Raw genomic sequence first — 25,627 nt, forward strand, 5'->3', positions numbered from 1 at the left:
TTAGAAAACAACTAGCAGACTAGCCATTAGTAGTGACTGGCAATTGACATGCGCCTGCACCTTGTGTGGTCACCGTAACGACCGCACCTGTCAGTGCAAACAATTGTTGCAACTGTGTCTGTGCATTTTGTAATGCCATCGTCATCACACCACCGCGACAAGCGCGCTCTAGCACTTCTTTTTTGGCCATGCTCTGTGCTTGGTCAAATATCTTGGGGTCAACTTGCATCATGCCAAATGCCCCTGTCTGCCAATCATAAATCTCGATATCGTCTAGATATACTGAGAATATCTCTGAGGGCGGCAAAGTAATATTGATTTGCGGCATAGCCGTGTTACTCAATGCTCTTGGTTCACCTTCTGTTGTCTCATCAGGTTGAACCGCTGGCACCACTTGTACCATCTCTGGCGTCAATGCACTCAGATCTACCCCTGCTTCTACGCGGCCATGCGCGATGAATAGCCCTTTTTGCTCATCTTGCCACAGCTTTTGCCAACTACCATTGCGCTCACTGGTGATAACCGTATCAACACTGAATGAGACCGTTTCTAAACGATTCAAATTTTGGATTTGTGTGACCACACCTTCACGGGTAATGGTTTCTATCGGCGCTTCTTCTGGTTTGTTTTGCGCACTATAAATAGCAAATACAATGGCAGCTAGGCCAATAAGCAAAACCACCCACGACATCTTAGCGATCGGGGTTTTGGTAGGCTGGCGAGTTGCATTATTATTCATATCAGGACTATTCATAGAAGCTACCCTTATGTTGTATCGTTTTTTATGAGCTATTATAAAACTAGAGTCCGCAAAACCAAAATCGACGTCTAAAACTTAAATGTGACTGCCGAGCTATAACTTCAAGTAATCGCTACCAATCTTCTACATAACGATTTATTAAGTTAAGTTACCGCTGAAATATAGCGCTTTTTTGTCGTAAATTTATATAAACGTCTCCGTTATTTGAGCCTTATTTTCGCCGTTACGTAACGTTCGGTCTGAAAAAACAAAAAGTCATTGCGTCTTAGGCCAACTTTACCTAACATAGTCAGATTGTATGCATAAAATGTCAGTGTAAATGCGTTTGTCGGACTTTTGATCTGAATACTTCGCATTTCGACATGATGATATCTCAATTCAAATCTACCCCTCTTTCATAAGGGTGGTTTTTGCTGATATGCTTTTTATATAAGCATGTTCGTCACTAGGAAATTCCCTAGATTCTTGCTAAGTAATAAAGGTAAGTTTGCCGCGGCAGTGAAACGATTGGCCGTACGCTCAACATCCTACTATTTCTTCTTATTTTTTTATCGTTGATAAGGTTCCGCTTTATTTATGAAAGCCAGTCAATTTTTATTTGCCACACTAAAAGAAACCCCAAGTGACGCCGATATCGCCTCAAGCCAATTGATGGTGCGCGCGGGTCTTATCCGTAAAATCGCTTCTGGATTGTATATTTGGTTGCCCATGGGTCTACGCGTCTTACAAAAGGTCGAACGTATTGTTCGCGAAGAGATGCAAAACATTGGCGCACAAGAAGTGCTCATGCCCATGACCCAGCCTGCTGAGCTTTGGCAAACGACCGGACGCTTCGACGATTATGGCCCTGAATTATTAAGATTCAAAGACCGTCATGATCGCGATTTTGTACTGGGTCCTACGCACGAAGAAGTGATTACCAACCTAGCACAAGGTGAGCTGCGCAGTTATAAACAGTTGCCAATTACGTTCTTCCAAATTCAAAACAAATTCCGTGACGAGATTCGCCCACGTTTTGGAGTGATGCGCGCCCGTGAATTTACGATGAAAGATGCCTATTCGTTCCATGTTGACCAAGCGTCTTTGGCCAAGACTTACGATGACATGTATGAGGCGTATACGCGCATCTTTACCCGTTTGGGTCTAGATTTCCGTGCAGTACAAGCTGACACGGGTTCTATTGGCGGTTTTGCTTCCCATGAATTTCATGTGCTCGCAGACAGCGGCGAAGATGACATTGCATTCTCAGATGCCTCTGACTATGCCGCCAACGTTGAACTTGCCGAATCGGTAAGCACAGCAGAGCGTCAAGCGCCGAGCGTGGCACGTGAAGATGTGCTAACAGAGAATATGACCACTTGTAAAATGGTGGCCGAACATTTGGACATGCCACTCACGAACACAGTTAAAACTCTGATTGTGCATGGTCATACCGAAGACGATCAACCACAGCTGATTGCTATTGTATTGCGCGGTGACCATCAGCTAAACACCATCAAAGCTGAAAAAATCGAAGAAGCCAACGTGCCACTGACATTAGCGTCTGATGAAGAATTAAAAGCTGCCGGTTTGCACAAAGGTTATATTGGCGTTGATTTAGACATGCCAGTTTTCGTTGATCGCTCAGCTGCCACGTTGTCAGATTTTGTGGCTGGTGCCAATACAGTCAACCATCACACCATTGGTATGAACTGGGTACGAGATGCCAGCATCACACGTATTGTTGATGTGCGCAACGTGCAAGAAGGCGACCCTTCTCCTGATGGCAAAGGCTTGCTAAGAATCAAGCGTGGTATCGAAGTGGGTCATATATTCCAGCTAGGTGATAAATACTCACAAGCGCTCAACTGCCGCGTTTCAGGCGAAGACGGCAAACCTGTGACCTTAATGATGGGTTGCTATGGTATTGGTGTGAGCCGTATCATTGCAGCGGCTATCGAGCAGAACAATGATGAAAATGGCATCATGTGGCCACAAACGCCGCATACCGCAGACTCAATTTCGCCTTTTGAAGTCGCTATCATACCCATGAAGTCAAAAGAAGATACTGTCATGCAAACGGCCATGGCACTATACGAAGAGCTAAAAGCTCAAGGTGTCAATGTGCTGCTAGACGATCGTAACGAGCGCCCTGGTGTAAAGTTTGCCGATCTTGAACTGATTGGTATACCGCATCGTATCGTCGTGTCTGATCGCAACTTGGCGGAAGACAAGTATGAATACGTGAATCGCCGCGATACCGAAAAGCAGTTATTAAGCCGCGAAGAAGTACTGGCCACTGTGATGAACAAATAGCATTACCAGTAAAAGCAGCCATATAAAAAGCGCCTATCTCAAATAATGAGGTAGGCGCTTTTTATTTATGGCTAACTGCAAATTGCTATTTGATATGATATTTCTTAGCAATTACCTTACTACGTTTCTGTGTCTCATTAGCTGTACACACATCAGCACCAATCATGGCGTATACCACAGAGTTGTTCATTTCCCCATCATAATCAAAGTCGCATTGATGATTACGAGCCTTTAGCCAGAGTATTTGCTCTTTATCAAGCTGCTGCTTTTGAGTGGGTGATAGCGTACGATAAGCCGTCATATAAACTTTATTTAGCCTGTTTTTTTCTACTATAACGGCCTCTTTGGCACAGTCGTATGACTGCTCCATGTACAGGCTTTCACAAACATACTCATTATCAGCTGCTGCCTGCGCTGATAACATCGTAGAAAGCGATAGCACAGTTACGCCTACTACCGTTACAACATGCGTTCTCAATTTCATACTGGTATCCTTACCTTAGATGAATAAAGTTGATTGATTATAGGGTGTCACCGTGACTCATAACGTCGATATTTACTTACTGACGAATTAAACGGCTTGGCTGTGGCAGTAAGTTTATATCACTCACACGGCAAGGGTTGATATCGATACCGCCGCGGCGCGTATACCAAGCCCGCACTATCAAGGCACTTGGCTCATAATGCTGGCTCAAATCAGCAAATATCTGCTCAACACACTGCTCATGAAAGCCATTATGCTGACGAAAACTCAGTACATAGCGTAGCATTGCAGCGTGATTAACAGGCGCTGTACTAGTGATGGTAACAGAGAGTGTGCCCCAATCAGGCTGATTGGTGACCGGACAATTACTGCGCAATAAATTAGAATAAAAAGTCACTGGGGCACGGTTACTAACCTCTGCTGTGCCATCATATTTATCTGTTTTATTACCATTCAATAGAGAGGCATCAGGGTGAGCCACTAGCGCAACTTTTTCTGCGCTGTCTGTTAAAGCGTTGTCGATACACACACCCTCAGGCTGGGTAATCAGCAACCTTGATTGGCTGTCTTCTAATGCAAATAGCTCAACCGTTACCTCTGCTTGTACGCAAGCAGAGAGATCTTTTGCAACCAATTGTTGTACGATATCCCAACTGGCAAATTCTGTAAAATTAAAGCTATTTAAATACAGTTTCAATGATTTAGACTCAACAATATAAGGCGCGCTTGCTGGAATACTAAAACGTGCCATCGCCACCTGCGAGATACCTTGCAGATTGAGCCAAGATACCTCAAACGCGTGCCACCAGTCGACACCTACAGCCAGCTTGTCATCTTGCCAACCTATGGCATCGCGACCAATACTACGGGCAATGGGATATAACGTTTGCGGGCTATATTCAGTCGGATAATCTGTGGTTTGCTCGCCTAAAATACCGTGTATGCTCATAAATTGCCTTCTAAACTATAGAATATATTCAAATAATAAAGGGGTTATTTTACAGCAATAACACGCTGGTCGATAATGAATTTAGCTTAAGCAAGCATCAGCATTTAACTGCCAATCCGCTTATTAAAGACAGTATTTCCATAGCCTGTCTAGACTGGCTAGCCGAATCAACCCCCAAAGAGGTGCCATAAAAAAGCCCAACAGTGTCAGGCTTTGATAGTAAAACGGTTTGTTTGTTTATAACAATTTTGGTTACAAGCGCACGCGTGAACCGTTGCTGAGTAAGCGATAAGCAATGGTATAAAATATCGCACAGAACACAAAAATAGCAGCCATTGAATACCAAACATTGACATCAGAATAGCCCAAAATGCCGTAACGGAATGAGTTGACCATATAGACGATAGGATTCAATAGAGAGATGTTTTGCCAAAATGGTGATAGGTTTTCCATTGAGTAAAACACGCCACCAAGATAGGTCAGTGGCGTCAATACAAAGCTTGGAATGATAGAGATATCATCAAATGAGCGCGCAAACACCGCATTGATAAAGCCGCCCAGCGAAAACAAGATAGAGGTGCCAAGTACCGTAAATATGGTCACGAATACATGCTCAATACCGAGGTCAGTAAAAAATAGCGCAACGATTGAAACGATAACCCCAATGGCCAGTCCACGGAAGATACCGCCGCTGATATAGCCCATCAGAATCGCATGCTTGGATACTGGAGAGACCAGTAACTCTTCGATACTGGATGTGAACTTAGCACTGAAGAAGCTCGACACGACGTTTGAATAACTGTTGGTAATGATCGACATCATAATCAGGCCAGGTACGATAAACTGCATGTACGGCACCCCGCCCATCTCACCCACCCGCGAACCGATCATCTTACCAAAGATGACAAAGTACAAGCTCATCGTGATGACTGGTGGCAGCAGTGTCTGTGGCCAAATTCGTATTATCCGGCGCCCCTCTTTTAATAAGATGGTGCGAAAAGCAATCCACTTTTTGCTCCATGACATGGTTTTATTAGGATCTATCATGTCCTGACTCATAATCCCGCCTCCTTCATACTGTCTGCACTTTGAATATTTTTATCTACTAAGCGCATAAACAATTCTTCTAATCGATTGGCTTTGTTACGCATGCTGCCCACGGTAATACCCTGCTTCGATAACTGAGTAAAGACGTTATTCATTGACTCGCCTTCTGTCAAAGTTACCTCAATTGTCTGCTCATCAGGTTGCGCAATCCCTGTTACCCCATCCAAAACCAATTGATGAGTAAGCGGTGCTTCCAAATCAAAGACAAACGTCTCAACGGACAGCTGCGCGAGTAAATCTTTCATTTCTGTATTGATACGAATCTCACCATGATCTAAGATGGCGATGCGCTTACACAGTTGCTCAGCTTCTTCGAGGTAATGCGTCGTCAGAATAATGGTGGTGTTTTCCTCGATATTAATCTGCTGCATAAACTCCCACATAGAGCGGCGCAGCTCAATATCGACACCTGCTGTTGGCTCATCCAAAATCAATAATTTTGGCTTATGAATCAGCGCGCGGGCAATCATCAAACGGCGCTTCATACCACCAGATAGCTCGCGTGATTTACTGTCGCGCTTATCCCATAGTCCAAGTGCTGTTAATAACCGTTTTGCCCGAGGTTTGGCTTCTTTGGCTGGAATACCGAAATAACCCGCTTGGGTAATCAAGATATCTTCGACTTTTTCGAACATATTGAAATTAAACTCTTGTGGCACTATGCCAAGATATTGCTTGGCAATCGATGGGTTCTCTAATAGATCCGTCCCAAAAATATGCACGCTGCCTGTGGTCGGCTTGAATAACGAGCTGATAATACCAATCATGGTTGATTTACCAGCACCATTGGGACCGAGTAGCGCAAAGAACCCACCTTGAGGAACGGTTAAATCAACCCCTTTTAATGCCGAAAACCCATTGTCATAGGTCTTGGACAAGTTTTTTATCGTAAGTGCTGGCACATCAGACATGAAGACCTCTTTGTTTGTCATAAATATTTATAAAAAGCGATTTTGGAATAATAGGCCGTGTTGAACATTCGACTATCATTCTCATATAGGCAAAAGCCGTATAAGAATGTTCAACACACTCTACTATCTAAAGGAAACAATGTACTGTACTAAATGAACTAATCTCATAAAATGAGGCTACTCATGGCGAATTTCAACTGCCTTATATTCGAAGTACCATATTAATAATACTCATCATGAAAAAGCGCCTATCTCATCACTGAAATAGGCGCTTTATAGATAACTATCGTAAAAGCTTGGAAGATAATCAACAAAGATTAGCTTGCTTCTGCAACCATATAATCTACGGCATTTTGAACTTCTTCATCAGGGATATCCGCGCCACCTTTGGCAGGCATCGCATTAAAGCCGTTGATAGCATGAGTATAGAGAGTGTCTTTACCCTTTGCTATACGTGGACCCCAAGCACCTGCATCACCAAAGATAGGCGAGCCAAGCAGACCAGCTGCGTGACAAGTATGGCAGACCGCGTTGTATACATCCTTCCCTTCACGAGGCCCGTCACCAGCTGCTGGGCCAGATGAACGTGCTGTCACATCACAGACCTCATCGTCTTCAAAACAGATAGTCGCAACAGGTTGAATACGAGCGATCAAATTAGGATACAAAGCGATCAGCTTTTGTACTTGCGGCGTATCTTGTGGGATTGGTACTTCTTCAGCGGCAGGTGCTGCTGCTGCGGTTGCTTCTCCATCCTTTGCTACGGCGGCGTCATCAGCAGGTGCTTCGCCATCAGTCGTATCTGCGGCAGCTTGAGTCTCGTCACCTAGCATTTGAGGTGCGGCCTCTGCAGCTTCTTGGCCTTCTGCCACGTCTGATACAGTTACAGGAGTCTCTACAACATCTTCAGCTTGGCTCACCGCGATACTAGCGATTCCTAGAATGGCAGCTGCCGATAACATAACTACTTTTCTCATTCGTCACGTTCTCTTATTACGTATACAATGGCTTGCACAGCTCAGACATTCTGTCTGTCCTCGTTCGACGACCTCTAAGTCATCAATAGCAGACAGCCATCCCGCGTGCTAGCACACTTGCAATCGGTGATTATAAATATGAATTCTCCCCAACATTATAAGGGAAAAGGCAGGTAAATTGCCATGCTTGTTTAATAACTTGGCTGTTTTTTCTCAAAAAACATCAATCATGAGCGTCATTTATTGGCTTTATGGCTTTTATTTGGTAGACTAAGCGGTCTTAATTTATCGACACCTAGTACTTTTTATTTATGCTTCTCAGCATGGTTTTATCAGTACAGCATTCAGTCGTTATATGCGCTCGTAGCTCAGTTGGATAGAGTATCGGTCTCCGAAGCCGAGGGTCGTGGGTTCGATTCCCGCCGAGCGCACCAATCATTGTGTTTTACCACTTCCTAGCATTACCCCACATTGCCCATACTTATCAAACACACTTCAAAAGATTTGCAGCTTTTCTGTGCCTATATACTTCTAAATCTCTCACCTATAGTCGGTTCAGTATAATTTGGATACAAGGAAGCCGAGTGAAAGTACTACAAGTAGTAGACTGATCGAGACTGACACCTTACCCAATTTATAGAGGATTGACTATACAGCAAAATTACTCTGCGTCTTGCAAGTTTGCCATCAGCTGAGCGCGACTGGGTACACGGTGATAATTGATCACAGGCACGTCTCCTAACAGTCTCTGACCTGAAGCAATCTTTTTATCAATCGTAATCATTGCAATTTTTCTATTTTGCTGGCTGATAAGCAAATGATTCGATTTGCGTGCAACTTTATAATCGGGAAAATACTGCTTTAGTAAGACAGATGTCTTTTGCAAAGCATCATTAGATGTTGTGTTTTTTGACTTGGCACTACCGTGCTTTTCGCCTGCTTTTGCACCACGTGATTTTGCTACGAACCATAAAACTGCGATGACGACGAACAATATGACAAGCCAACAAATTCCATCTATCATAAGAAAAAATATCCATTATTTGCAAGGGTTGGCTCATGTTAGCAGAATTATCACCAGCGTTAATAGCAGAAGTAAAATTTGCGGCCACACTATTGGCATCGAAACAGCGTATTTGTATTTTGACGGGCGCTGGCATTTCAGCCGAAAGTGGCATTCCAACGTTTCGCGATAAGCAAACAGGATTATGGGAAAACTATGGTGTGGAGGATTTAGCAACACCTGAAGGATTTGCTCGTGATCCAAAGCTGGTATGGTCTTGGTATCAATGGCGCCGGCAGCTGGTTGCCGATAAATCACCCAATCCAGCACACCATGCGCTGGCTCAGTGGCAGTACCACGCTCAGTCTTCTAAGCAGCAGATTACTCTCATTACCCAAAACGTCGATGACTTGCATGAGCAAGCTGGTAGCTCGGTCACTCATCTGCATGGCCAACTTTCACGCAATCGCTGTAGTAGTTGTGAGACGCCCTATCAAGACCAATCAAGCGCTTCCTATGACACCCAAAACGTCTTAAATTTTGATAATACCTTGATTACCTGCTCACACTGCGATGGCTATATCAGACCAGATATTGTTTGGTTTGGAGAGGCACTGCCCGTACAGGCATGGGAGACAGCTGAAACAGCGGCCGCTGATTGTGAGGTATTTATCAGTATCGGCACATCGAGCCTCGTTTATCCTGCTGCAGGACTGGCGCAACTGGCCAAACAAAATGGCGCTCATATCATTGAAATAAACCCTGATCCAACCCCCAATAGCATCGTCGATATCACGCTATCACAGAAGGCTGGCATCGTCTTACCGCTGCTGATAGCAGACATTACGGCTTTATAAGTGTGGGTATCAAATAAATAATAAAAAAGGCTTAACGATTGATATAAATCGTTAAGCCTTATCTACTGCAGCGTCGCTCATGGAGACTTACTGTAATGCAAGATCCACTCTCGCTAAGTAAGCATCTTTTAGCTCATCGCTGATAAATGCTGATCTAAAAGAATTCTTTACTAGCGTGACGATGTCCTCTTCTGTCATTGGCAGATTTTCGCATAAATTGATGAAATTCTGATTCACATAACCTTTAAAGTACGCAGGGTCATCTGAGTTGACACTGATGTTTAGACCGTAGTCCAAAAGCTCTTTGATATTATGCTCTTTGTAAGTATCAAAGACTCTTAGCTCGATATTTGAGTTCGGGCAAACGGTCAGTGGCATCTGCTCATCTTTGAGCCTTTGCATCAGCTCTGGGCTCTTTATAGACTGTACACCATGATCGATTCTATTGATGTTCAACAAGTCTAATGCTTCATAGATGTATGAAAAATCAGCTTCTTCGCCTGCATGAGCGACCAACTTAAAGCCTTCTTCTTCGGCTTTCTTAAATACTTCTTTGAATTTCGATGGTGGATTACCCAATTCTGATGAATCAAGACCCACACCGATGATGTCGTCTTTGTACGCCAATGCTTGCTCTAAGGTTTCAAACGCCTCTTCTTGTGATAAATGTCTTAGGAAACACATAATGAGGCAAGAGGTAATACCATACTTTTCTTTGGCATCGGCGAGTGCTTCTTTGATACCCGTGATGACAGCTTCGAAAGGCACGCCTCGGTCAGTATGTGTCTGTGGGTCAAAGAATATCTCTGTATGAATGACGTTGTCTTCTACACATTTGAGAATGTATTCCCACGTCAAATCATAAAAATCACTTTTGGTGAGTAGGACATTTGCGCCTGCATAATAAATGTCTAAAAACGTTTGTAGATTGGTGAAATTATACGCATTGCGTACGTCTTCTATATCTTTGTAAGGAATTTCTACCTTGTTTTTTTTGGCCAATCTGAACATCAGCTCAGGTTCTAAAGAGCCTTCAATGTGCAAGTGTAGTTCAGCTTTTGGTAACTTCTGTATTAAATCAATCATAGTATTCCAATAATAATTTTATCGAGACGAGTACTAGTAAATGTTACATAGCAGGATAATCAAGCTATGCATATATAAGGCGTTATCTGTCCCAGAGGCGTCATTTTAACACTAAAAGCATATCGCCTAAAACAAAACCCTTTGACTGCATAGATAATCTGTTTATAAAAGTAGCTTTCTTAATAAAACCGTACAAAGCGCAAACTACTTTAAAAATACTACCGTATCAGACAACTCATTGCCGGCTGGGTCATGCTCAAGATGATAATACTGACGCAATACCTGCCCAATTTCGTCTAGCAGTTCAGCCAAGCTTGCTTCTGTTTTTTTATTGGCAATACCTGATACTGCTTTTTCGCTCATGGCGCGCCAGACAGTTGGACTGACATGGTTACTGATGCCGCGGTCAGCAACTATCTCTAGTTGATGCTCGCAGATATTGACATAAACCAAGACACCTGTGTTTTCTTCAGTGTCCCAAACTCGGTATTCACTAAACAAATCAACGGCGCGCTCGCGGCAATCCATCTGATAAGCGTCTTGAATAGGTAGGTGGTTTTCTACGATTAAAAACACCTCACCGCGATGTCCAAGCTCAGCACGGGTCACCTCGTCTGTCAGGCGAGCTCTAGCATCTGCTGTCAGCCACTTGCTATGCAATAAAGGCACGAATAAGACCTGACGCCACCAGCGGGCAAAACTGGCTTTTGGAGCATTGTTTTCTGACATTTAATTGTTTCCTCACAGACATCATTTTTGCAGGTTGTTTTACTGCAGCTTCATTTGCTTGGTTTTTGCTAACTGGCTTGTAATAGGCATTTACCACGAGCCACCAGCACCGCCGCCACCGAAACCCCCACCGCCGCCGCCAAAGCCACCGCCTCCGAAACCACCACCACCAAAGCCGCCACCACTTCCGCCGCCCATACCAGGTAAGAAAATCATACCGCCGCGTCGTCTACCACCTTTACCGCCGCCACCTTTGCCACCGCCGCCGCCGCCGCGCGAGATCAGAAACATCCATATAAATATTGCCATAATCAACGTCATAAAGAACCCGCCGCCCAGTGCCAAAGAGCCAGCAAAAAACCCGCCTGCGGTAATAATAGAACCAAATACTCGGCCTAAGATGTTGGTAATAAAGCTACCAAAAATCATCGCCATGATGAATAAGAAAATAGGTGATGGTAGCTCATCTGAGCCTTGTTGTGCCGTGCGCTCTGCAGCTTGCGCATCAGCACGCGCCAACACTTCAGGATCAGCAGTTAGGCGCGTTTTGAGTGCATCGACACCAGCGATTATCCCTGCGCCATAGTCATTTTGCTTAAATAAAGGCGTGATATCTTCACGAATAATACGGTTGACCACCGCATCTGGTAGCACACCTTCTAACCCATAACCGGTTAGGATATACATTTCGCGATCGTTGACAGCGACGACGACCAATAATCCGTCATCGATTGCTTTATCACCCAATTCCCATTTTTCTGCAACCTGCAACGCATAGTCAAAGATTGGTACGCCATTGGTGGTTGGGACGATGACAACGGCTGCTTGCGCTAAGCCTTGCTGATAGAGGCTTCTGAGCTGTGTCTCTAGACGTAGCTTTTCTTGCGGATTTAAGATATTGGCCTGATCAACGACAGGCTCGTTGAGTATCAGCTTGTCGGCAGCGACACTCTCAGCACTGGATCTGATTGGTGGCTGAGCGGTCGTGTTTGAACCAGCGGTTGCTTCGTCACTGACACCGCTTTGATTGATAGCATCGTTGCCTAGTACTGCCTCATTAATGGCCTCATTATTCAACACCGCATCATTGATCGCTTCGTTGGACTCTCCTGCCTTGGCAATCGCCACCAAGTCTTCGACACTACGGTTTTGTAGATTCGGGGTATTGTCTGCCGCCACAGCAATATCATTACCATCTTCATTGGGCGCAGCATGCAGCACTGATGCGCCACTAACGCTCAGTGTGAACAGTAATGCTGATAGGATTGCTTTTGAATGATTCATCTACTCTCTACCACCTCAAATGACACGTTTACAAATTAATGGACATTAACCAACCGTCATTACGTTATCAGCTAAATAAACAGAACGGCATAGACCGCTCTGTTTTTGTATATCCCTAACACGCTCTACTTTGCCGCTTCTTTAGAATCACCAAAATCAACGCTAGGTGCAGTAGAGATGGCTTGTTCGTTCTCTACCGTAAAGTTGGGCTTGGTGTCTAAACCAAATACTTTTGCGGTGATATTGGTCGGGAACTGGCGTACGGTTGTATTGTAGCCTTGCACTTCTTGAATATAGCGATTGCGCGCTACTGCAATACGGTTTTCAGTGCCTTCTAACTGCGCCTGTAAGTCTTGAAATAGCGCATCCGATTTTAGTTCAGGATAACGCTCAGACACGGCCATTAGACGTGATAATGCGCCTGTCATTTGACCTTGAGCCTCGGCATAACGCTCCATCGCCTCTGGGTCATTGAGCAATTCAGGTGTCACAGTGATGCCGCCTGCACGTGAACGCGCTTCAGCCACTTGAGTGAAGACCTCTTGTTCTTGGTCAGCGTACTGCTGCACGACTTTGACCAAGTTTGGCACCAAGTCAGAGCGACGTTGATATTGGTTAACGACCTCTGACCACGAAGCTGTCACTTGCTCATCCTGTGCCTGAAGATTGTTATAGCCACAACCGCTCAGACCAACGGTAGACGTTGCTAATACTGCTGCGAGCAAAATAGGTTTTACAATTGATTGACGCGTCATCGTTAACTCTCCTAATAATGATAAATCACAAATATCTGGGAATACATTTTTAATCGTTTTTGAATTTGTCTCGTAGCATACATCTAGCATTCATCTAACTGTCATGTACGCTCTATACTTTAGATAGAAATACATACCTTTGGTCACTATTCAAAGACTGCTGCCTATATAGCTATTTCTACTATCATAGTGAGGTGCTATAGCCGACTATTTATCTTGCTAATAATGCCGACATAATCTTATGTTTACAATTGAACATTACCAAAAAACAACCTCAACCGCTCTAACAATAACGCATCTCTACAATGATAGATATGGAACAAAAATAAGACTGACTCACACAGCTTTACCAAATGTTGTGTAATCATAAACAATTAATCATAGGTTTGGCGCATCTTACCCAAGTATCGACAAAATTAAATACGAATATATCGACCGTCTATAAAGAAAATTCTAGTAATTAGTACAAAAATATGGCAAATTGCAGTTACGTAGCCGTACGGTTTGAATACATTTGGTAGTGGACTTATAGTTTGATTAGTATTAGCGAATGGCTGATTTAGATATAAAAACCTCAATTAGTGCTCAATTACTCGCCAATATCGTCAATACGCCCTACCAATAGTGTAGTCAATCGGAACAGCTCATAGCAAATTGAATACCATCATGATGCGTATTCAATCATATAACCGCCTGTTTTGTCCGCGGGTTAACTTATGACTCATCTCATTCATCACACGATGATAGGATACGGCAGTGACAAAGGTTGCAATACAAATCTAAATGCAGCTGATATTAATGTTGTGAGTGATACACGCTATGTAGATAGTTACTATCACGGATGAGCCAAGCGGATCACTACAGAAAATTACAGTCCATTCTTGGTGGCAAAGCACGCGTAAGGCTTCATTCATATGTAAGTCGGTGCAGATAATTTAACTGCTTAACTTAAATAAGTAAGTTAACCAGTTAGCTTACTCCTAGCAGACAGCGCCACCTTGAGACAGTACTAGGAATATAAATATGGAAGGTTTAGTTAACTTAGTAAACGGAATTATCTGGAGCCCAGCACTGATTTATCTCTGCTTGGGCGCTGGTCTGTTCTATTCCATTATGACGCGCTTTGTACAAGTACGTCTGTTCGGTGAGATGATCAAACTACTATTCACTGGTAAATCTAGTGCACAAGGTATTTCATCATTTCAGGCACTAGCCGTTTCCCTCGCAGGGCGTGTGGGTATGGGTAACATCGCTGGGGTAGCTGCGGCTATCGGCTTCGGTGGCCCAGGTGCGGTATTTTGGATGTGGGTTGTGGCCTTCTTGGGCGCATCTACTGCTTATGTCGAGTCTACCCTTGCACAGATCTACAAAGAAAAAGATGTAATCACTGGCGAATATCGCGGTGGCCCAGCTTATTACTTTGAGCGTGCCCTTGGTCAAAAGTGGTACGGCATCCTCTTCGCAATCGCTTCTATCTTATCCTGTGGTATGTTTTTACCGGGTGTACAGGCGAACGGTGTTATCAGTGCATTTGCACAGGTAATGGGCGAAGGTACGATCATGAACGTAGCAGGCCTAGAAGTTGGCTCTATGCGTTTGGTCGGTTTGGCTATCATCTTAGTCGTGCTAGGTATCATCATTTTCGGTGGCATCAAACGTATTGCAACCTTTACTGAGTTTGCCGTTCCGTTTATGGCAATTGGTTATATTGCTTTAGCCTTAATTATCATGTTCAGCAACTTTAGCTTGATTCCAGATGTATTTGGTATGATCGTTGGTGATGCATTCACTGCACAAGCAGGTTTTGGTGCGGCGATCGGTTGGGGTGTGAAACGTGGTATTTACTCTAACGAAGCAGGTCAAGGTACAGGCCCTCACGCTGCTGCTGCTGCTGAAGTTGAACATCCATCACAGCAAGGTCTAGTACAGGCATTCTCAGTATATGTTGATACATTACTGGTATGTTCTGCGACTGCATTCATGATTTTGTCTACTGGCATGTACAACATCCAAGGTACATTACCAGATGGTCAGTTCATCGTGCAGAACGTTGCCGCTGCTACTGAAATCAATGCTCCTGCCTTTACGCAAATGGCAATGGAATCTGTATATGGTACGTTTGGTAATGTGTTTATCGCCATCGCTGTATTCTTCTTTGCCTTTACAACCATTTTGGCTTACTACTACATCGCTGAAGTAAACGTGGCTTACTTGACACGCTTCCTCGGTCGCGGTGCAAACAAAACTGGTTTATTCTTAGTCAAGATCCTAATCATGGTGATGGTTGCCTATGGTGGCTTGAATTCAGCTGGTTATGTTTGGGCAATCGGTGATATCGGTGTTGGCCTGATGGCTTGGTTGAACATCGTTGGTATCCTCATCATCTTTGTCGTGGCACGTCCAACGCTTACTATGCTTAAAGACTATGAAGCACAGCGTAAAGCTGGTGTGACACGCTACAGTTTTGATCCTGCCAAGTTTGGTATCAAAAACGCTCCTTATTGGGAAGAGCGTCACTTAGAAGAGCAAAGAAGAATGAATGCAGATCCACTACGTAAAGACAATGTGTAATACTCTTTAATGTAGTACTGCTAAAGTACTAACCACTAAGTAAAAAAAGCCCGAGACCATAGTCTCGGGCTTTTTTATTTATATATTTTTAATAAGTTAGATCCAAACGAAAACAGCCAAAATATAATAAAGTAAATCATCCGCTCAGATAGATACCTACTCTTCTATTTATATAGTCGATTCAATATAATTTGGACATAAGGAAGTCAAGTGATAGTACTACAGACAGTAGACTAAGCAGGACTGACACTATATCGAATTTATAGAGGATTGACGACAAATAGTATTTAGGCACAAAAAAGCCCAGCTAAAAGCTAGGCCTTTTCGATATCATTGATAAAGTATAAACAAATAAGTTAAAAACTTACTCAGGCATTAATACCGCATCGATAGTGTGAACCACACCATTGGTTGCCATGATATCAGTACCTGTGATGTTGGCTGTATTACCAGTTGCATCAGTAATGACATTGGCATCGCTAATGTTGATTGTTTTACCATTAGCTGTTTCGATATCAGTACCATAAGGGATATCAGCTGCTTTCACTTCCATTGGCACGACATGATAAGGAAGTACTTTTTTCAGCAAATCAGTATTTGCTAATAGCTCTTCTTTGGTCACGCCCAATTTTTCTAATACAGGAGCAAATGCATCATCTGTTGGTGCAAAAACAGTGTACTTAGTATCTTCCATTAACATGGTATCTAAACCAGCTGCTTTTAATGCTGCAGTCAGAATGGTTAAGTTTTCGTTGCCTGCAGCAATTTCAGCGATCGTTTGCGTGGCTTCCATGTTCATGTCGTCAGCCATAGGTTCAGCTTCAGTCATCGGCTCTGCTTCAGCTGCTGGTTCTACAGCCATCTCTTCAGTGGTTACTTCAGGCTCAGCGGTCTCTGTAGCTGCTTCTTTGTCACTACAGGCTGCCAATGACATCGCTGCAGTTACTACGGCGATAGATAACAAGTTTTTCTTTAACATAGGTACTTCCTTATGGATAATGAATTAAATTCTGTGATTAACGAACGTTTATCTTTCATTAATGTCTGTTGATAAAGATAACAGTGACTGATATCTCGTAGATATTATCGACTACTGATTATCTAGTCCTGAGATCAAATTCGTCATGTCGATACATACAATACTAACGGTTTAATTTTCAATTGGTATTTACTTAGGTAGCAACACTGTATCAATCACGTATATGCTGTTGTTTACTTTTATTTGCTATATTGTCTATTCAGCAAATAACTGCTGTGCAAATTACAACATTCTCTAACGTTGTCTGATATGGTCTGGCATACCAAAAATAAGTACTACTGGCCTGATATTTATTCTGTGATACAGAACCAAAACAACCACTATCTGCCTATTTATTTATTACAGATAGTGGCTGCTCTATTCAAAACTTTATCTTGTCGTACTTACACTTTCAAAAATTTAAGAAATCAAATCATTGCGTGTAAGACCATTGTGTCTAATATTATTACATTTACTTAGGCATCAATACTTTATCGATGACATGTACCACACCGTTGTTCGCAGCGATGTCAGTCTTTAAGATATTGGCTGTACGGCCGTTCTCATCCATCAATTTACCGTCTTTGGTAACTGTTAATGTATCTTTACTGGCGGTCATCACATTGCCTGGCTTCACATCTTTTGCATACATAGCCATATCGCCAGCTACTACGTGTGAGCCTAGAATTTTGGTCAATAATGGCTTGTTTGCAAATAACTGTGCTTTGGTCATGCCGGTTTCTTTCAATGCTTGCATGAATGCATCATTTGTCGGTGCAAACACAGTATAGTGAGCGTTTGGATCAGACAACATACCTGCTAGACCGGCTGCTTGTACTGCCTCCACCAATACTGAGAACTCAGGATTGCTTTGCGCCACTTGTACCACATTCATTTTTGCCATAGATTGGCTATGCATTGGCGCTTTCATATCTGCGCTTTTGCTTGGCATCATGTTATTACAAGCGCTTAGGCCTGCGATTGACAGAGCAAGTGTACCGATAGTAGCGATTTTGGTAAGTTTCATAACATTTTCCTTAATGATTGATTATTTTTCACTGTACTATTCAATTTAGATTACTCAATTGATCACAGTTTAGAGTGTCTTTCTTTATAAGTGGTTTATGATAAGCAGCTCATCATAATTAGCACGCGGTATAGACATTCATCATATGAAAAACCCATATGACTGAATGACTGAAACATGCATTTATAAGCAGTGCTTACGAAAAACCTATCTTTCTGAAATCAAATTAACATGTCTGAAAACTTTATCAATCTGCCTTTACGCAACTTTTTGTAGTAGCGATGTAAGCTGTGTTTGACTTCTAAGCACAACCGTTTGTCTTAGATTACAGAATCAACACTTTGTGTAATAGTCAAACTAAATGAGAGTCATTTAGCTTTGTTTGTAAGGGGTTTACATTGCCTACTCTTGTCTAAAAGCATTACCGTATTAAGTAAATCTTTTACTTGTCTACTGCCAAAGTAGAATATGCAGTATCCTAATACGACAGATGTTTCATGCTAGAATAATGCGACTTTTACGACGACTTTTATAGACATTTTCACCCTATTTGTTACTCCCTCCTTTTATAATATTGACGATATAAGCAGCGCTCCTATGACCCAAACAATGACTTCAAACACTGATGCCACTTCTCACTCATCACAATCCGCTGATGACTTTATACTGACGCCACCTGCCGTGTTTCCGTACAAAGAGCAGCAGCTAACAGCACGTGCCCGTATCACTGAGCAAATGGCCTCAAGAATTTTGATGTTAGACGGGGCGATGGGTACGCAGATTCAAACCTATAAATTAAAAGAAGCAGATTATCGCGGTGAGCGCTTTGCAGATATAGACCAAGACGTGCGCGGTAATAATGATTTGCTCGTACTCTCGCAACCACAAATGATTATAGACATTCATAACGATCATTTGACTGCTGGCGCGGATATCATCGAGACCAATAGCTTCAACGGTACGCGTCTATCCATGGCCGACTACGATATGCAGTATTTGGTACCTGAGTTAAATAAAACGGCAGCTCAACTTGCCCGCAGTGCAGCAGATGCGTTCACTGCCAAGACACCTGATAAGCCTCGTTTCGTCGCTGGTGTCGTAGGCCCTACCTCACGCACGTGCTCGCTATCACCTGATGTCAATGACCCTGCGTTTCGTAATATCACCTTTGATGAATTGGTACTCAACTACCGTGAAGCGACCTTATGCCTGATAGAAGGTGGTGTTGACCTTATCCTAATCGAAACTATTTTCGATACGCTCAATGCCAAAGCGGCGATATTTGCCATTACTGGCGTGTTTGATGATATTGGTTTTGAATTACCGATTATGATTTCGGGTACGATTACTGATGCGTCAGGTCGTACGTTATCAGGTCAAACGGCTGAAGCATTTTATAACTCAATTCGCCACGCCAAACCATTATCGGTTGGCTTCAACTGTGCGCTTGGTGCCGATGCGCTGCGCCCACACATTCAAACGCTATCTAATATCGCCAATACTTATGTGTCAGCGCATCCAAACGCGGGTCTGCCCAATGAGTTTGGTGAATATGATGAAACGGCTGATGAAACCACTGCACTGCTAGAAGGCTTTGCGAAAGCAGGCATCTTGAATATCGTGGGCGGCTGTTGTGGTACGACACCAGAACATATTCGTCAAATCGCGAATATGGTGAAAAACTATGCACCGCGTGTGATTCCTGAAATCGCCCCTGCCTGCCGCTTGTCTGGACTTGAGCCATTTACCATCACAGCAGACAGCTTGTTCGTCAACGTGGGTGAACGTACCAACGTGACAGGCTCCAAAAAGTTCTTACGTTTGATCAAAACTGAAGCCTACACCGAAGCCCTCGATGTCGCTCGCGATCAGGTAGAAGGCGGCGCGCAAATCGTCGATATCAATATGGATGAGGGCATGCTCGACTCCAAGCAGGCGATGATTCATTTCATCAACTTGGTATCAGGCGAGCCAGACATTAGCCGAGTACCACTCATGATTGACTCCTCTAAATGGGACATCATCGAAGAAGGTCTAAAACGCACGCAAGGCAAATCTGTCGTCAACTCTATCTCCTTAAAAGAAGGTCATGCTGAATTCGTCGAGCGCGCCAAACTGTGTATGCGTTATGGTGCCGCCGTTATCGTCATGGCATTTGATGAAGATGGTCAAGCCGATACTTACGAGCGTAAAATCCAAATCTGTCAGCGCAGCTATGATGTGTTGGTTAATGAAGTCGGTTTCCCTTCTGAAGATATTATCTTTGATCCGAACATTTTTGCCGTTGCCACTGGTATCACTGAGCATAACAACTACGGTGCGGATTTTATCAACGCCACTAAGTGGATTACGGATAACTTACCCAATGCTATGGTGTCGGGCGGCGTGTCTAACGTGTCGTTTAGTTTCCGTGGTAACCCGATTCGTGAAGCCATTAACTCGGTATTCTTATATCACGCGATTACAAACGGCCTGACTATGGGTATCGTCAACCCAGCCATGCTTGAGTTATATGATGATATTCCAAAGGAAGCCCGTGACGCGATCGAAGATGTCATGCTCAACCGCAATCAAGGCGAAACAGGTCAGGACGCAACTGAACGCCTAATGACAGCGGCTGAAAACTATCAAGACGGTGGCAAGAAAAAAGAAAGCACAGTTGACATGAGCTGGCGTGAAGGCACCGTCGAAGCCCGTATTGCCCATGCACTGGTCAAAGGTATTACCACTTTTATCGAAGCCGATACCAAAGAAGCGTGGGAAAAGTATCCCAAACCGCTAGAAGTCATCGAAGGCCCACTCATGGACGGTATGAATATCGTCGGTGATTTATTTGGTGCCGGTAAAATGTTCCTACCGCAAGTCGTCAAATCTGCCCGCGTGATGAAGCAGTCAGTCGCTTGGCTAAACCCGTACATCGAAGCCGAAAAAGTCGAAGGCGAAGTCAAAGGTAAAATCCTGATGGCAACCGTCAAAGGCGACGTGCATGATATCGGCAAAAATATCGTCGGCGTGGTGCTCGGCTGTAATGGTTATGACATTGTCGATTTGGGTGTGATGGTCCCTTGTGAAAAAATCCTCGATACCGCTATCGCCGAAAAAGTCGATATCATCGGTTTGTCTGGCTTGATTACCCCAAGCCTCGATGAAATGGTCTATGTCGCCAAGCAAATGCAAGAGCGCGGCATGACGCTACCACTCATGATTGGCGGTGCAACGACGTCTAAAGCGCATACTGCCGTTAAGGTTGAGCCGCAATATCAAAATGATGGTGTCATCTACGTCACTGATGCCTCACGCTCCGTCGGTGTGGTCACAAAGCTGCTATCAAAAGAGCATCGTCAAGCGCTGATCGATGAGACACGTGAAGAGTACGTTAAAGTACGTGACCGTCTGGCCAAGCGTCAGCCAAAAGCGGCCAAGATCTCTTATGCGAACTCGGTCAAGATTGGCTTTCAGTACGATTGGGAAAACTATGTGCCACCAGTGCCTAATAAGTTAGGACAAGTGATATTGGATGATTACCCTATCACCAACCTACTGCCATATATTGATTGGACGCCGTTCTTTATCTCTTGGGGACTGGTCGGTAAGTATCCGAAAATACTGCAAGACGATGTGGTCGGCGAAGCGGCACGAGATTTATTTGAAAATGCTAATGAACTGATGCAAAAAATGATCGATGAGAAATCACTCGTGGCCAAAGGTGTCTTTAAACTCATGCCAGCGCGCCGTACTGGTGCCGATACCGTCACAGTTTATGACAATGCACCTGCTGATGGCGGCAAACCGACCTATCAGTTTGAACACTTACGTCAACAAAGCGACAAAGCAAGCGGCAAGCCGAACTTTAGCTTGGCGGACTTTATCTCGCCATCAGAGACGCACACTGACCACTTGGGCGGATTTACCGTCTCTATCGTTGGTACAGAAACACTCGCTGAGCAATATAAAGCGGCAGGTGATGACTATAATGCCATCATGGTACAGGCACTGTCTGACCGTTTAGCTGAAGCATTCGCTGAACATCTGCACGAGCTCATCCGTAAAAAGCATTGGGGCTATCAACCGACCGAGTCACTCACCAATGATGAGATGATCAAAGAGAAATACGTCGGTATCCGCCCTGCACCTGGCTACCCTGCTTGCCCTGAGCATACGGAAAAAGGCAAATTGTTTGATTGGCTCGGTACGGTAGATGCGATCGGTACGACTTTGACCGAGAGCTATGCGATGTGGCCTGCGTCATCAGTGAGCGGATTCTATTACTCGCATCCTGATAGTGAATACTTCAACGTCGGCAAAATCAGCCGTGACCAGTTAGAGAGTTATGCTGAGCGTAAAGGCTGGGATATGAAAACTGCTGAGAAGTGGTTAAATCCGAATTTGTAGTCGATTAGCTAATGCAATTATAGAAACCTAATAGTTCTTTTTTGGCTTACTTATTTAATATAAGTAAGCCATTTTTTATGGCATTCTATTCTGCCTGCCATCTGCAAACTTATCGCTACGTTCATAGCAAAATACTTTCATCATTTGCTAACAAGAACCATGCTAGATTATTGTCTATTCTATTATTTTTATCTTTGTGAGATAGGCTATGAATCAGATTGCATTACTTTCTAGTTGGATTGGCAAAACCTTTGCAATCTGGGCATTGGTCAGTGCTGTTTTGGGATTTATTTTTCCTGAATTTTTTGCCTCGTTGGCTTTTTTGATCGTTCCCATACTTGGCATCATTATGTTTGGGATGGGCATGACGCTCAAAACAGAAGATTTCCTAGAAATTGTCAAACGCCCCAAACCTGTACTGGTTGGACTATTGGCACAGTTCACGCTAATGCCTCTCATTGCTTACCTGTTAACGGTAATTTTCAACCTCGATCCTTTGATAGCAGTCGGTGTTATTTTGGTTGGCTGTTGCCCTGGCGGTACGTCTAGTAACGTGATTACGTTCTTGGCCAAAGGTGATGTGGCATTGAGTGTGGCGATTACTTCTATCTCTACCCTACTTGCACCTTTTCTGACCCCTATTCTGCTCAGTGTTTTTGCAGGTCAACTAATTGATATCGATTTGGCCAGTATGATGATAACCATTACGAAAATCGTAATTTTGCCCATATTACTGGGTGTTATCTTTCATAAATTTTTGGGTAAAAAGATCGCGTTCGTCACCGAGGTATTACCGATGGTATCGGTATTGGGTATTTCCATCATTATAGCGGCGGTGGTAGCCGTGTCTAAAGCGACCATCTTAGATAGCGGTGCTATCGTATTTATCGTGGTTGCCTTACACAATATGACGGGTTATACCTTGGGATATGTAATCGCCCGTTTGTCCGGCTTTACGGAGAAACAACGCCGCGCGATTATGATAGAAGTGGGTATGCAAAACTCTGGTTTAGGCGCTGCCCTTGCGGCAACTTATTTCAACCCTGTCGCTGCCTTACCGAGTGCAATATTTAGTGTGTGGCATAACTTTAGTGGTGCGTTGGTTGCGAATATTTTTGCGAAAAGAGATGCTAGGTAGGTGGTGCCTTCTATGACTCGCATCTGAATGGTAAATACTTTAACGTCAGTAAGATCAGTCGTGATCAGTTAAAGAACTATAAAAAATATAAATTATGATGCGTCAAGAGAATACTACTGAGTAATTCTTTCATTTGCAGTAATTGAGTGCTTTATCATGCGGTCAATCACTGCAAATCTATATGTAGCTATACCGTCTGCTCTACTTCATTTAGTAAAAATGCAGTAGAGCAGACGGTATTTCGTTATGTATATCTTCTTATTTTTAAAATAGACACTGTTATTGTTCAATCTCCTCCATCAAAAGTATCCGCAATGAAAAAATCTTCAATAATGTGATTATTTTGCTAATAAACTTACCTTCAATAGACCTCTTCCATTTTCACACTCTTTTATCTGATAACCAACCTTTTCATTTTACTGATTTAGAAAATACTTTTTGGATTGGATTAACTGAAAAATGTTTGATATATTCGTTAATACGTATATATTTTCTTTAATTATTGTATTAAGGAGGTACAAGGTAGTTATCTTTAGCTGAGTAAGATTTTATATTTTTAAATCAAGGAGCGATAAAAATGAAATCATTTAAACTAACACTATTAGCCATTACAACTGCTCTCATTTTACAAGGATGTGGGGACGACTCCGATTCTGATGACTCACCAACATCGCAACCTGATCAACCAGATATCACACAACCTGATCAGCCTAATATAGATACCGAAATCATTGGGATGTGGAGTAGCGATGATACCCCTAATGGAGAACTATCAACAATTATATTCATGGATGATGGGACCTATATACAGACTCAAGTCGATGGTAGCCAGTCAACCAGTGAAGCTGGAAATGGTATGGAATTAGGCAGTTATAGCGTCAGTAGTACAGAAGGCAAACTAACCGCTACGCCTATCTTTGATAAAAACGGTACCTCTGGATTATCAGATTCTGTCATGCGTTATGCTCAAGTATCTAACGGTAAGCTTATCCTGAAAGTAGATGAGAACGAAAATGGCATCATTGATAGTAATGAAAGTTATCGCTTCTCAGAAACTAAGTCTGAAGGTATCTTAGGACCTTGGGATTTTGATGATGCTGATGACAACGAGCTGCTTGGCTTGGCATTCTTAGAAAATGGCACTTATATCCAAGTGCAAGTTGATGAGGATGGTTCAGTCAATAACTCCGAAAACGGTATGGAATGGGGGAACTACACTATTGATGCTGTTACTGGTCAACTATCTACTACAATAATTTATGATGATAACGCGGGTACTGGATTATCAGAACCACGCACGCGTTACGCTCGAGTGATAGGTAATACTACCCTTACTATTGAAGTGGATGATAACCAAGACGATGTCATAGACGATGAAGAGATGTTTAAATTCTCAAGACCTTAATCTAGTAATGTAACAGCCACTGACAGCCAATAAAAACGTTAGAGTTATATTTTAGTGATAACGACTTTAGTATTTTTAGGCAAAAACACTTATACGTAAATGACCTATATCCCATCTTCTATAAATTAGACGATGGTGTCGCATGGAAGAAGTACTCATGAAAGAACATTACTAATAATGAGCCATCAACTTAATAAAGCTTCAGCCAATCTATGATCGGCTGAAGCTTTATTAAGTTGGTCTATTCATCTTTTGCTTTTCCCCGCCGACACCGCTCAGAACAATAAATCACCTGCTCCCAATCCTTCTCCCACTTCTTGCGCCACGTAAACGGACGCTGGCAGACGGGGCAGGTTTTTTGCGGTAAGTTTACCTTTTTATGTGCCATCGTCTGCTCCTTTGTTCCTATATAACTCTACTTCACTACTAAAGACTACTTATCTTCTTTTTGATGATCCAGCCCTTCGTACTTTTTCACCCGTCGGCATTGGTCTGAGCAATAAACCATGCTCTCCCAGTTTTTATCTAACTTTTTAGTCCAACTGAATTCACGCTCGCAGACAGGACAAAGTTTTTTGCGGACGTTCTTCTTTTTGTGCGCCATAATTTTCTCATTGGTTTGATATAGTCGATTCACTACCATCAGATACGGTGTCAGTCTTGCTTGACCTGCTGTTTGTAGCACGCTTACTCGCTGTGATTGTATCCAAAGTAGCTGTTGCCGACTATATTACCACTGTCTCTTAATCATAAGCCCTATTTATACGTGCTATTCATGAGTGATGTTCATAAGTGCAAGTCATCAGCATTGCTCATAAGCGTTAATAATTAAGCATTAACGCTTAATCGTTAGCCATCAATCATAGCTGTTAACCAGTG

The 25,627-nt window shown here is 43.2% G+C and carries 21 protein-coding genes and 1 tRNA gene; 7 read left to right on the top strand and 15 right to left on the bottom strand.

Features of this window, described 5'->3' with window-relative positions; all coding sequences use genetic code 11:
* Positions 1-19: 19 nt before the first annotated feature.
* On the bottom strand, positions 20-754 hold the full coding sequence (locus I6E86_RS12070; RefSeq protein ID WP_197177653.1) for a DUF4230 domain-containing protein: 735 nt from the start codon (positions 752-754) through the stop codon (positions 20-22).
* Positions 755-1,336: 582 nt separating this feature from the next.
* Here I6E86_RS12070 and I6E86_RS12075 point away from each other — a divergent pair.
* Positions 1,337-3,055 carry a proline--tRNA ligase gene (locus I6E86_RS12075; protein ID WP_197177654.1) on the top strand — a complete coding sequence of 573 codons (1,719 nt, stop codon included), beginning with the start codon at positions 1,337-1,339 and terminating at the stop codon, positions 3,053-3,055.
* A gap of 85 nt (positions 3,056-3,140) precedes the next feature.
* Here the strand turns inward: I6E86_RS12075 and I6E86_RS12080 are convergent, their stop codons facing one another.
* The 5 genes from I6E86_RS12080 to I6E86_RS12100 form a co-directional block, all read right to left on the bottom strand.
* Positions 3,141-3,539, bottom strand: a complete 399-nt coding sequence (locus I6E86_RS12080) for a lysozyme inhibitor LprI family protein (RefSeq protein ID WP_197177655.1) — start codon at positions 3,537-3,539, stop codon at positions 3,141-3,143.
* A 76-nt stretch (positions 3,540-3,615) separates the two neighbouring features.
* Positions 3,616-4,488, bottom strand: coding sequence for an NADPH-dependent 7-cyano-7-deazaguanine reductase QueF (queF, locus tag I6E86_RS12085; RefSeq protein ID WP_197177656.1), 873 nt, complete (start codon positions 4,486-4,488; stop codon positions 3,616-3,618).
* Between the two features lie 252 nt (positions 4,489-4,740).
* The gene (locus tag I6E86_RS12090) at positions 4,741-5,514 is read right to left on the bottom strand and encodes an ABC transporter permease (protein WP_197177702.1); all 774 of its coding nucleotides are present in this window, start codon (positions 5,512-5,514) and stop codon (positions 4,741-4,743) included.
* A 29-nt stretch (positions 5,515-5,543) separates the two neighbouring features.
* Positions 5,544-6,506 (bottom strand): ABC transporter ATP-binding protein, encoded by a 963-nt coding sequence (locus tag I6E86_RS12095; RefSeq protein ID WP_197177657.1) that lies wholly within the window; start codon positions 6,504-6,506, stop codon positions 5,544-5,546.
* 317 nt (positions 6,507-6,823) lie between these two features.
* Positions 6,824-7,468, bottom strand: a complete 645-nt coding sequence (locus I6E86_RS12100; RefSeq protein WP_227680646.1) for a c-type cytochrome — start codon at positions 7,466-7,468, stop codon at positions 6,824-6,826.
* A 372-nt stretch (positions 7,469-7,840) separates the two neighbouring features.
* Here I6E86_RS12100 and I6E86_RS12105 point away from each other — a divergent pair.
* Positions 7,841-7,917, top strand: a tRNA-Arg gene (locus I6E86_RS12105).
* A 227-nt stretch (positions 7,918-8,144) separates the two neighbouring features.
* Here I6E86_RS12105 and I6E86_RS12110 read toward each other — a convergent pair.
* Positions 8,145-8,507, bottom strand: coding sequence for a hypothetical protein (locus I6E86_RS12110; protein WP_197177659.1), 363 nt, complete (start codon positions 8,505-8,507; stop codon positions 8,145-8,147).
* Between the two features lie 35 nt (positions 8,508-8,542).
* On the opposite strand from I6E86_RS12110, the gene I6E86_RS12115 reads away from it, so the two are divergent.
* Entirely contained in the window at positions 8,543-9,343 is an 801-nt protein-coding gene (locus I6E86_RS12115; RefSeq protein ID WP_197177660.1) for an SIR2 family NAD-dependent protein deacylase, read from the top strand.
* An 87-nt stretch (positions 9,344-9,430) separates the two neighbouring features.
* On the opposite strand, the gene I6E86_RS12120 is transcribed toward I6E86_RS12115, so the two are convergent.
* The 4 genes from I6E86_RS12120 to I6E86_RS12135 all read right to left on the bottom strand — a co-directional run bounded on the left by I6E86_RS12120 (position 9,431) and on the right by I6E86_RS12135 (position 13,197).
* The gene (locus I6E86_RS12120) at positions 9,431-10,429 is read right to left on the bottom strand and encodes an adenosine deaminase (RefSeq protein WP_197177661.1); all 999 of its coding nucleotides are present in this window, start codon (positions 10,427-10,429) and stop codon (positions 9,431-9,433) included.
* Positions 10,430-10,633: 204 nt separating this feature from the next.
* Positions 10,634-11,158, bottom strand: a complete 525-nt coding sequence (locus I6E86_RS12125; RefSeq protein ID WP_197177662.1) for a TPM domain-containing protein — start codon at positions 11,156-11,158, stop codon at positions 10,634-10,636.
* A 90-nt stretch (positions 11,159-11,248) separates the two neighbouring features.
* Entirely contained in the window at positions 11,249-12,442 is a 1,194-nt protein-coding gene (locus tag I6E86_RS12130; protein WP_197177663.1) for a TPM domain-containing protein, read from the bottom strand.
* Positions 12,443-12,567: 125 nt separating this feature from the next.
* Positions 12,568-13,197 (bottom strand): LemA family protein, encoded by a 630-nt coding sequence (locus tag I6E86_RS12135; RefSeq protein ID WP_194365122.1) that lies wholly within the window; start codon positions 13,195-13,197, stop codon positions 12,568-12,570.
* Positions 13,198-14,220: 1,023 nt separating this feature from the next.
* On the opposite strand from I6E86_RS12135, the gene I6E86_RS12140 reads away from it, so the two are divergent.
* The gene (locus tag I6E86_RS12140) at positions 14,221-15,768 is read left to right on the top strand and encodes an alanine/glycine:cation symporter family protein (RefSeq protein WP_197177664.1); all 1,548 of its coding nucleotides are present in this window, start codon (positions 14,221-14,223) and stop codon (positions 15,766-15,768) included.
* A gap of 364 nt (positions 15,769-16,132) precedes the next feature.
* Here the strand turns inward: I6E86_RS12140 and I6E86_RS12145 are convergent, their stop codons facing one another.
* Together I6E86_RS12145 and I6E86_RS12150 are read right to left on the bottom strand one after the other, a co-directional pair.
* Positions 16,133-16,747 (bottom strand): fasciclin domain-containing protein, encoded by a 615-nt coding sequence (locus tag I6E86_RS12145; protein ID WP_197177665.1) that lies wholly within the window; start codon positions 16,745-16,747, stop codon positions 16,133-16,135.
* Positions 16,748-17,258: 511 nt separating this feature from the next.
* Positions 17,259-17,813 carry a fasciclin domain-containing protein gene (locus tag I6E86_RS12150; protein WP_197177666.1) on the bottom strand — a complete coding sequence of 185 codons (555 nt, stop codon included), beginning with the start codon at positions 17,811-17,813 and terminating at the stop codon, positions 17,259-17,261.
* Between the two features lie 735 nt (positions 17,814-18,548).
* Here I6E86_RS12150 and metH point away from each other — a divergent pair.
* The 3 genes from metH (at position 18,549) to I6E86_RS12165 (ending at position 24,748) form a co-directional block, all read left to right on the top strand.
* Positions 18,549-22,205 carry a methionine synthase gene (metH, locus tag I6E86_RS12155; protein WP_413787006.1) on the top strand — a complete coding sequence of 1,219 codons (3,657 nt, stop codon included), beginning with the start codon at positions 18,549-18,551 and terminating at the stop codon, positions 22,203-22,205.
* Positions 22,206-22,413: 208 nt separating this feature from the next.
* A complete protein-coding gene (locus I6E86_RS12160; protein WP_197177668.1) occupies positions 22,414-23,343 on the top strand; it encodes a bile acid:sodium symporter family protein in 930 nt (309 codons plus the stop codon).
* Positions 23,344-23,920: 577 nt separating this feature from the next.
* Positions 23,921-24,748 (top strand): hypothetical protein, encoded by an 828-nt coding sequence (locus I6E86_RS12165; protein ID WP_197177669.1) that lies wholly within the window; start codon positions 23,921-23,923, stop codon positions 24,746-24,748.
* A 241-nt stretch (positions 24,749-24,989) separates the two neighbouring features.
* Here I6E86_RS12165 and I6E86_RS12170 read toward each other — a convergent pair whose 3' ends face one another.
* Positions 24,990-25,136 (bottom strand): DUF2256 domain-containing protein, encoded by a 147-nt coding sequence (locus I6E86_RS12170; RefSeq protein WP_197177670.1) that lies wholly within the window; start codon positions 25,134-25,136, stop codon positions 24,990-24,992.
* A 45-nt stretch (positions 25,137-25,181) separates the two neighbouring features.
* Positions 25,182-25,433: a DUF2256 domain-containing protein gene (locus tag I6E86_RS12175; protein ID WP_320158538.1), complete on the bottom strand. Its 252-nt coding sequence runs from the start codon at positions 25,431-25,433 to the stop codon at positions 25,182-25,184.
* Between the last annotated feature and the right edge of the window lie 194 nt (positions 25,434-25,627).

It is taken from the genome of Psychrobacter sp. SWN149 (assembly GCF_015864565.1).
GTDB lineage: Bacteria > Pseudomonadota > Gammaproteobacteria > Pseudomonadales > Moraxellaceae > Psychrobacter.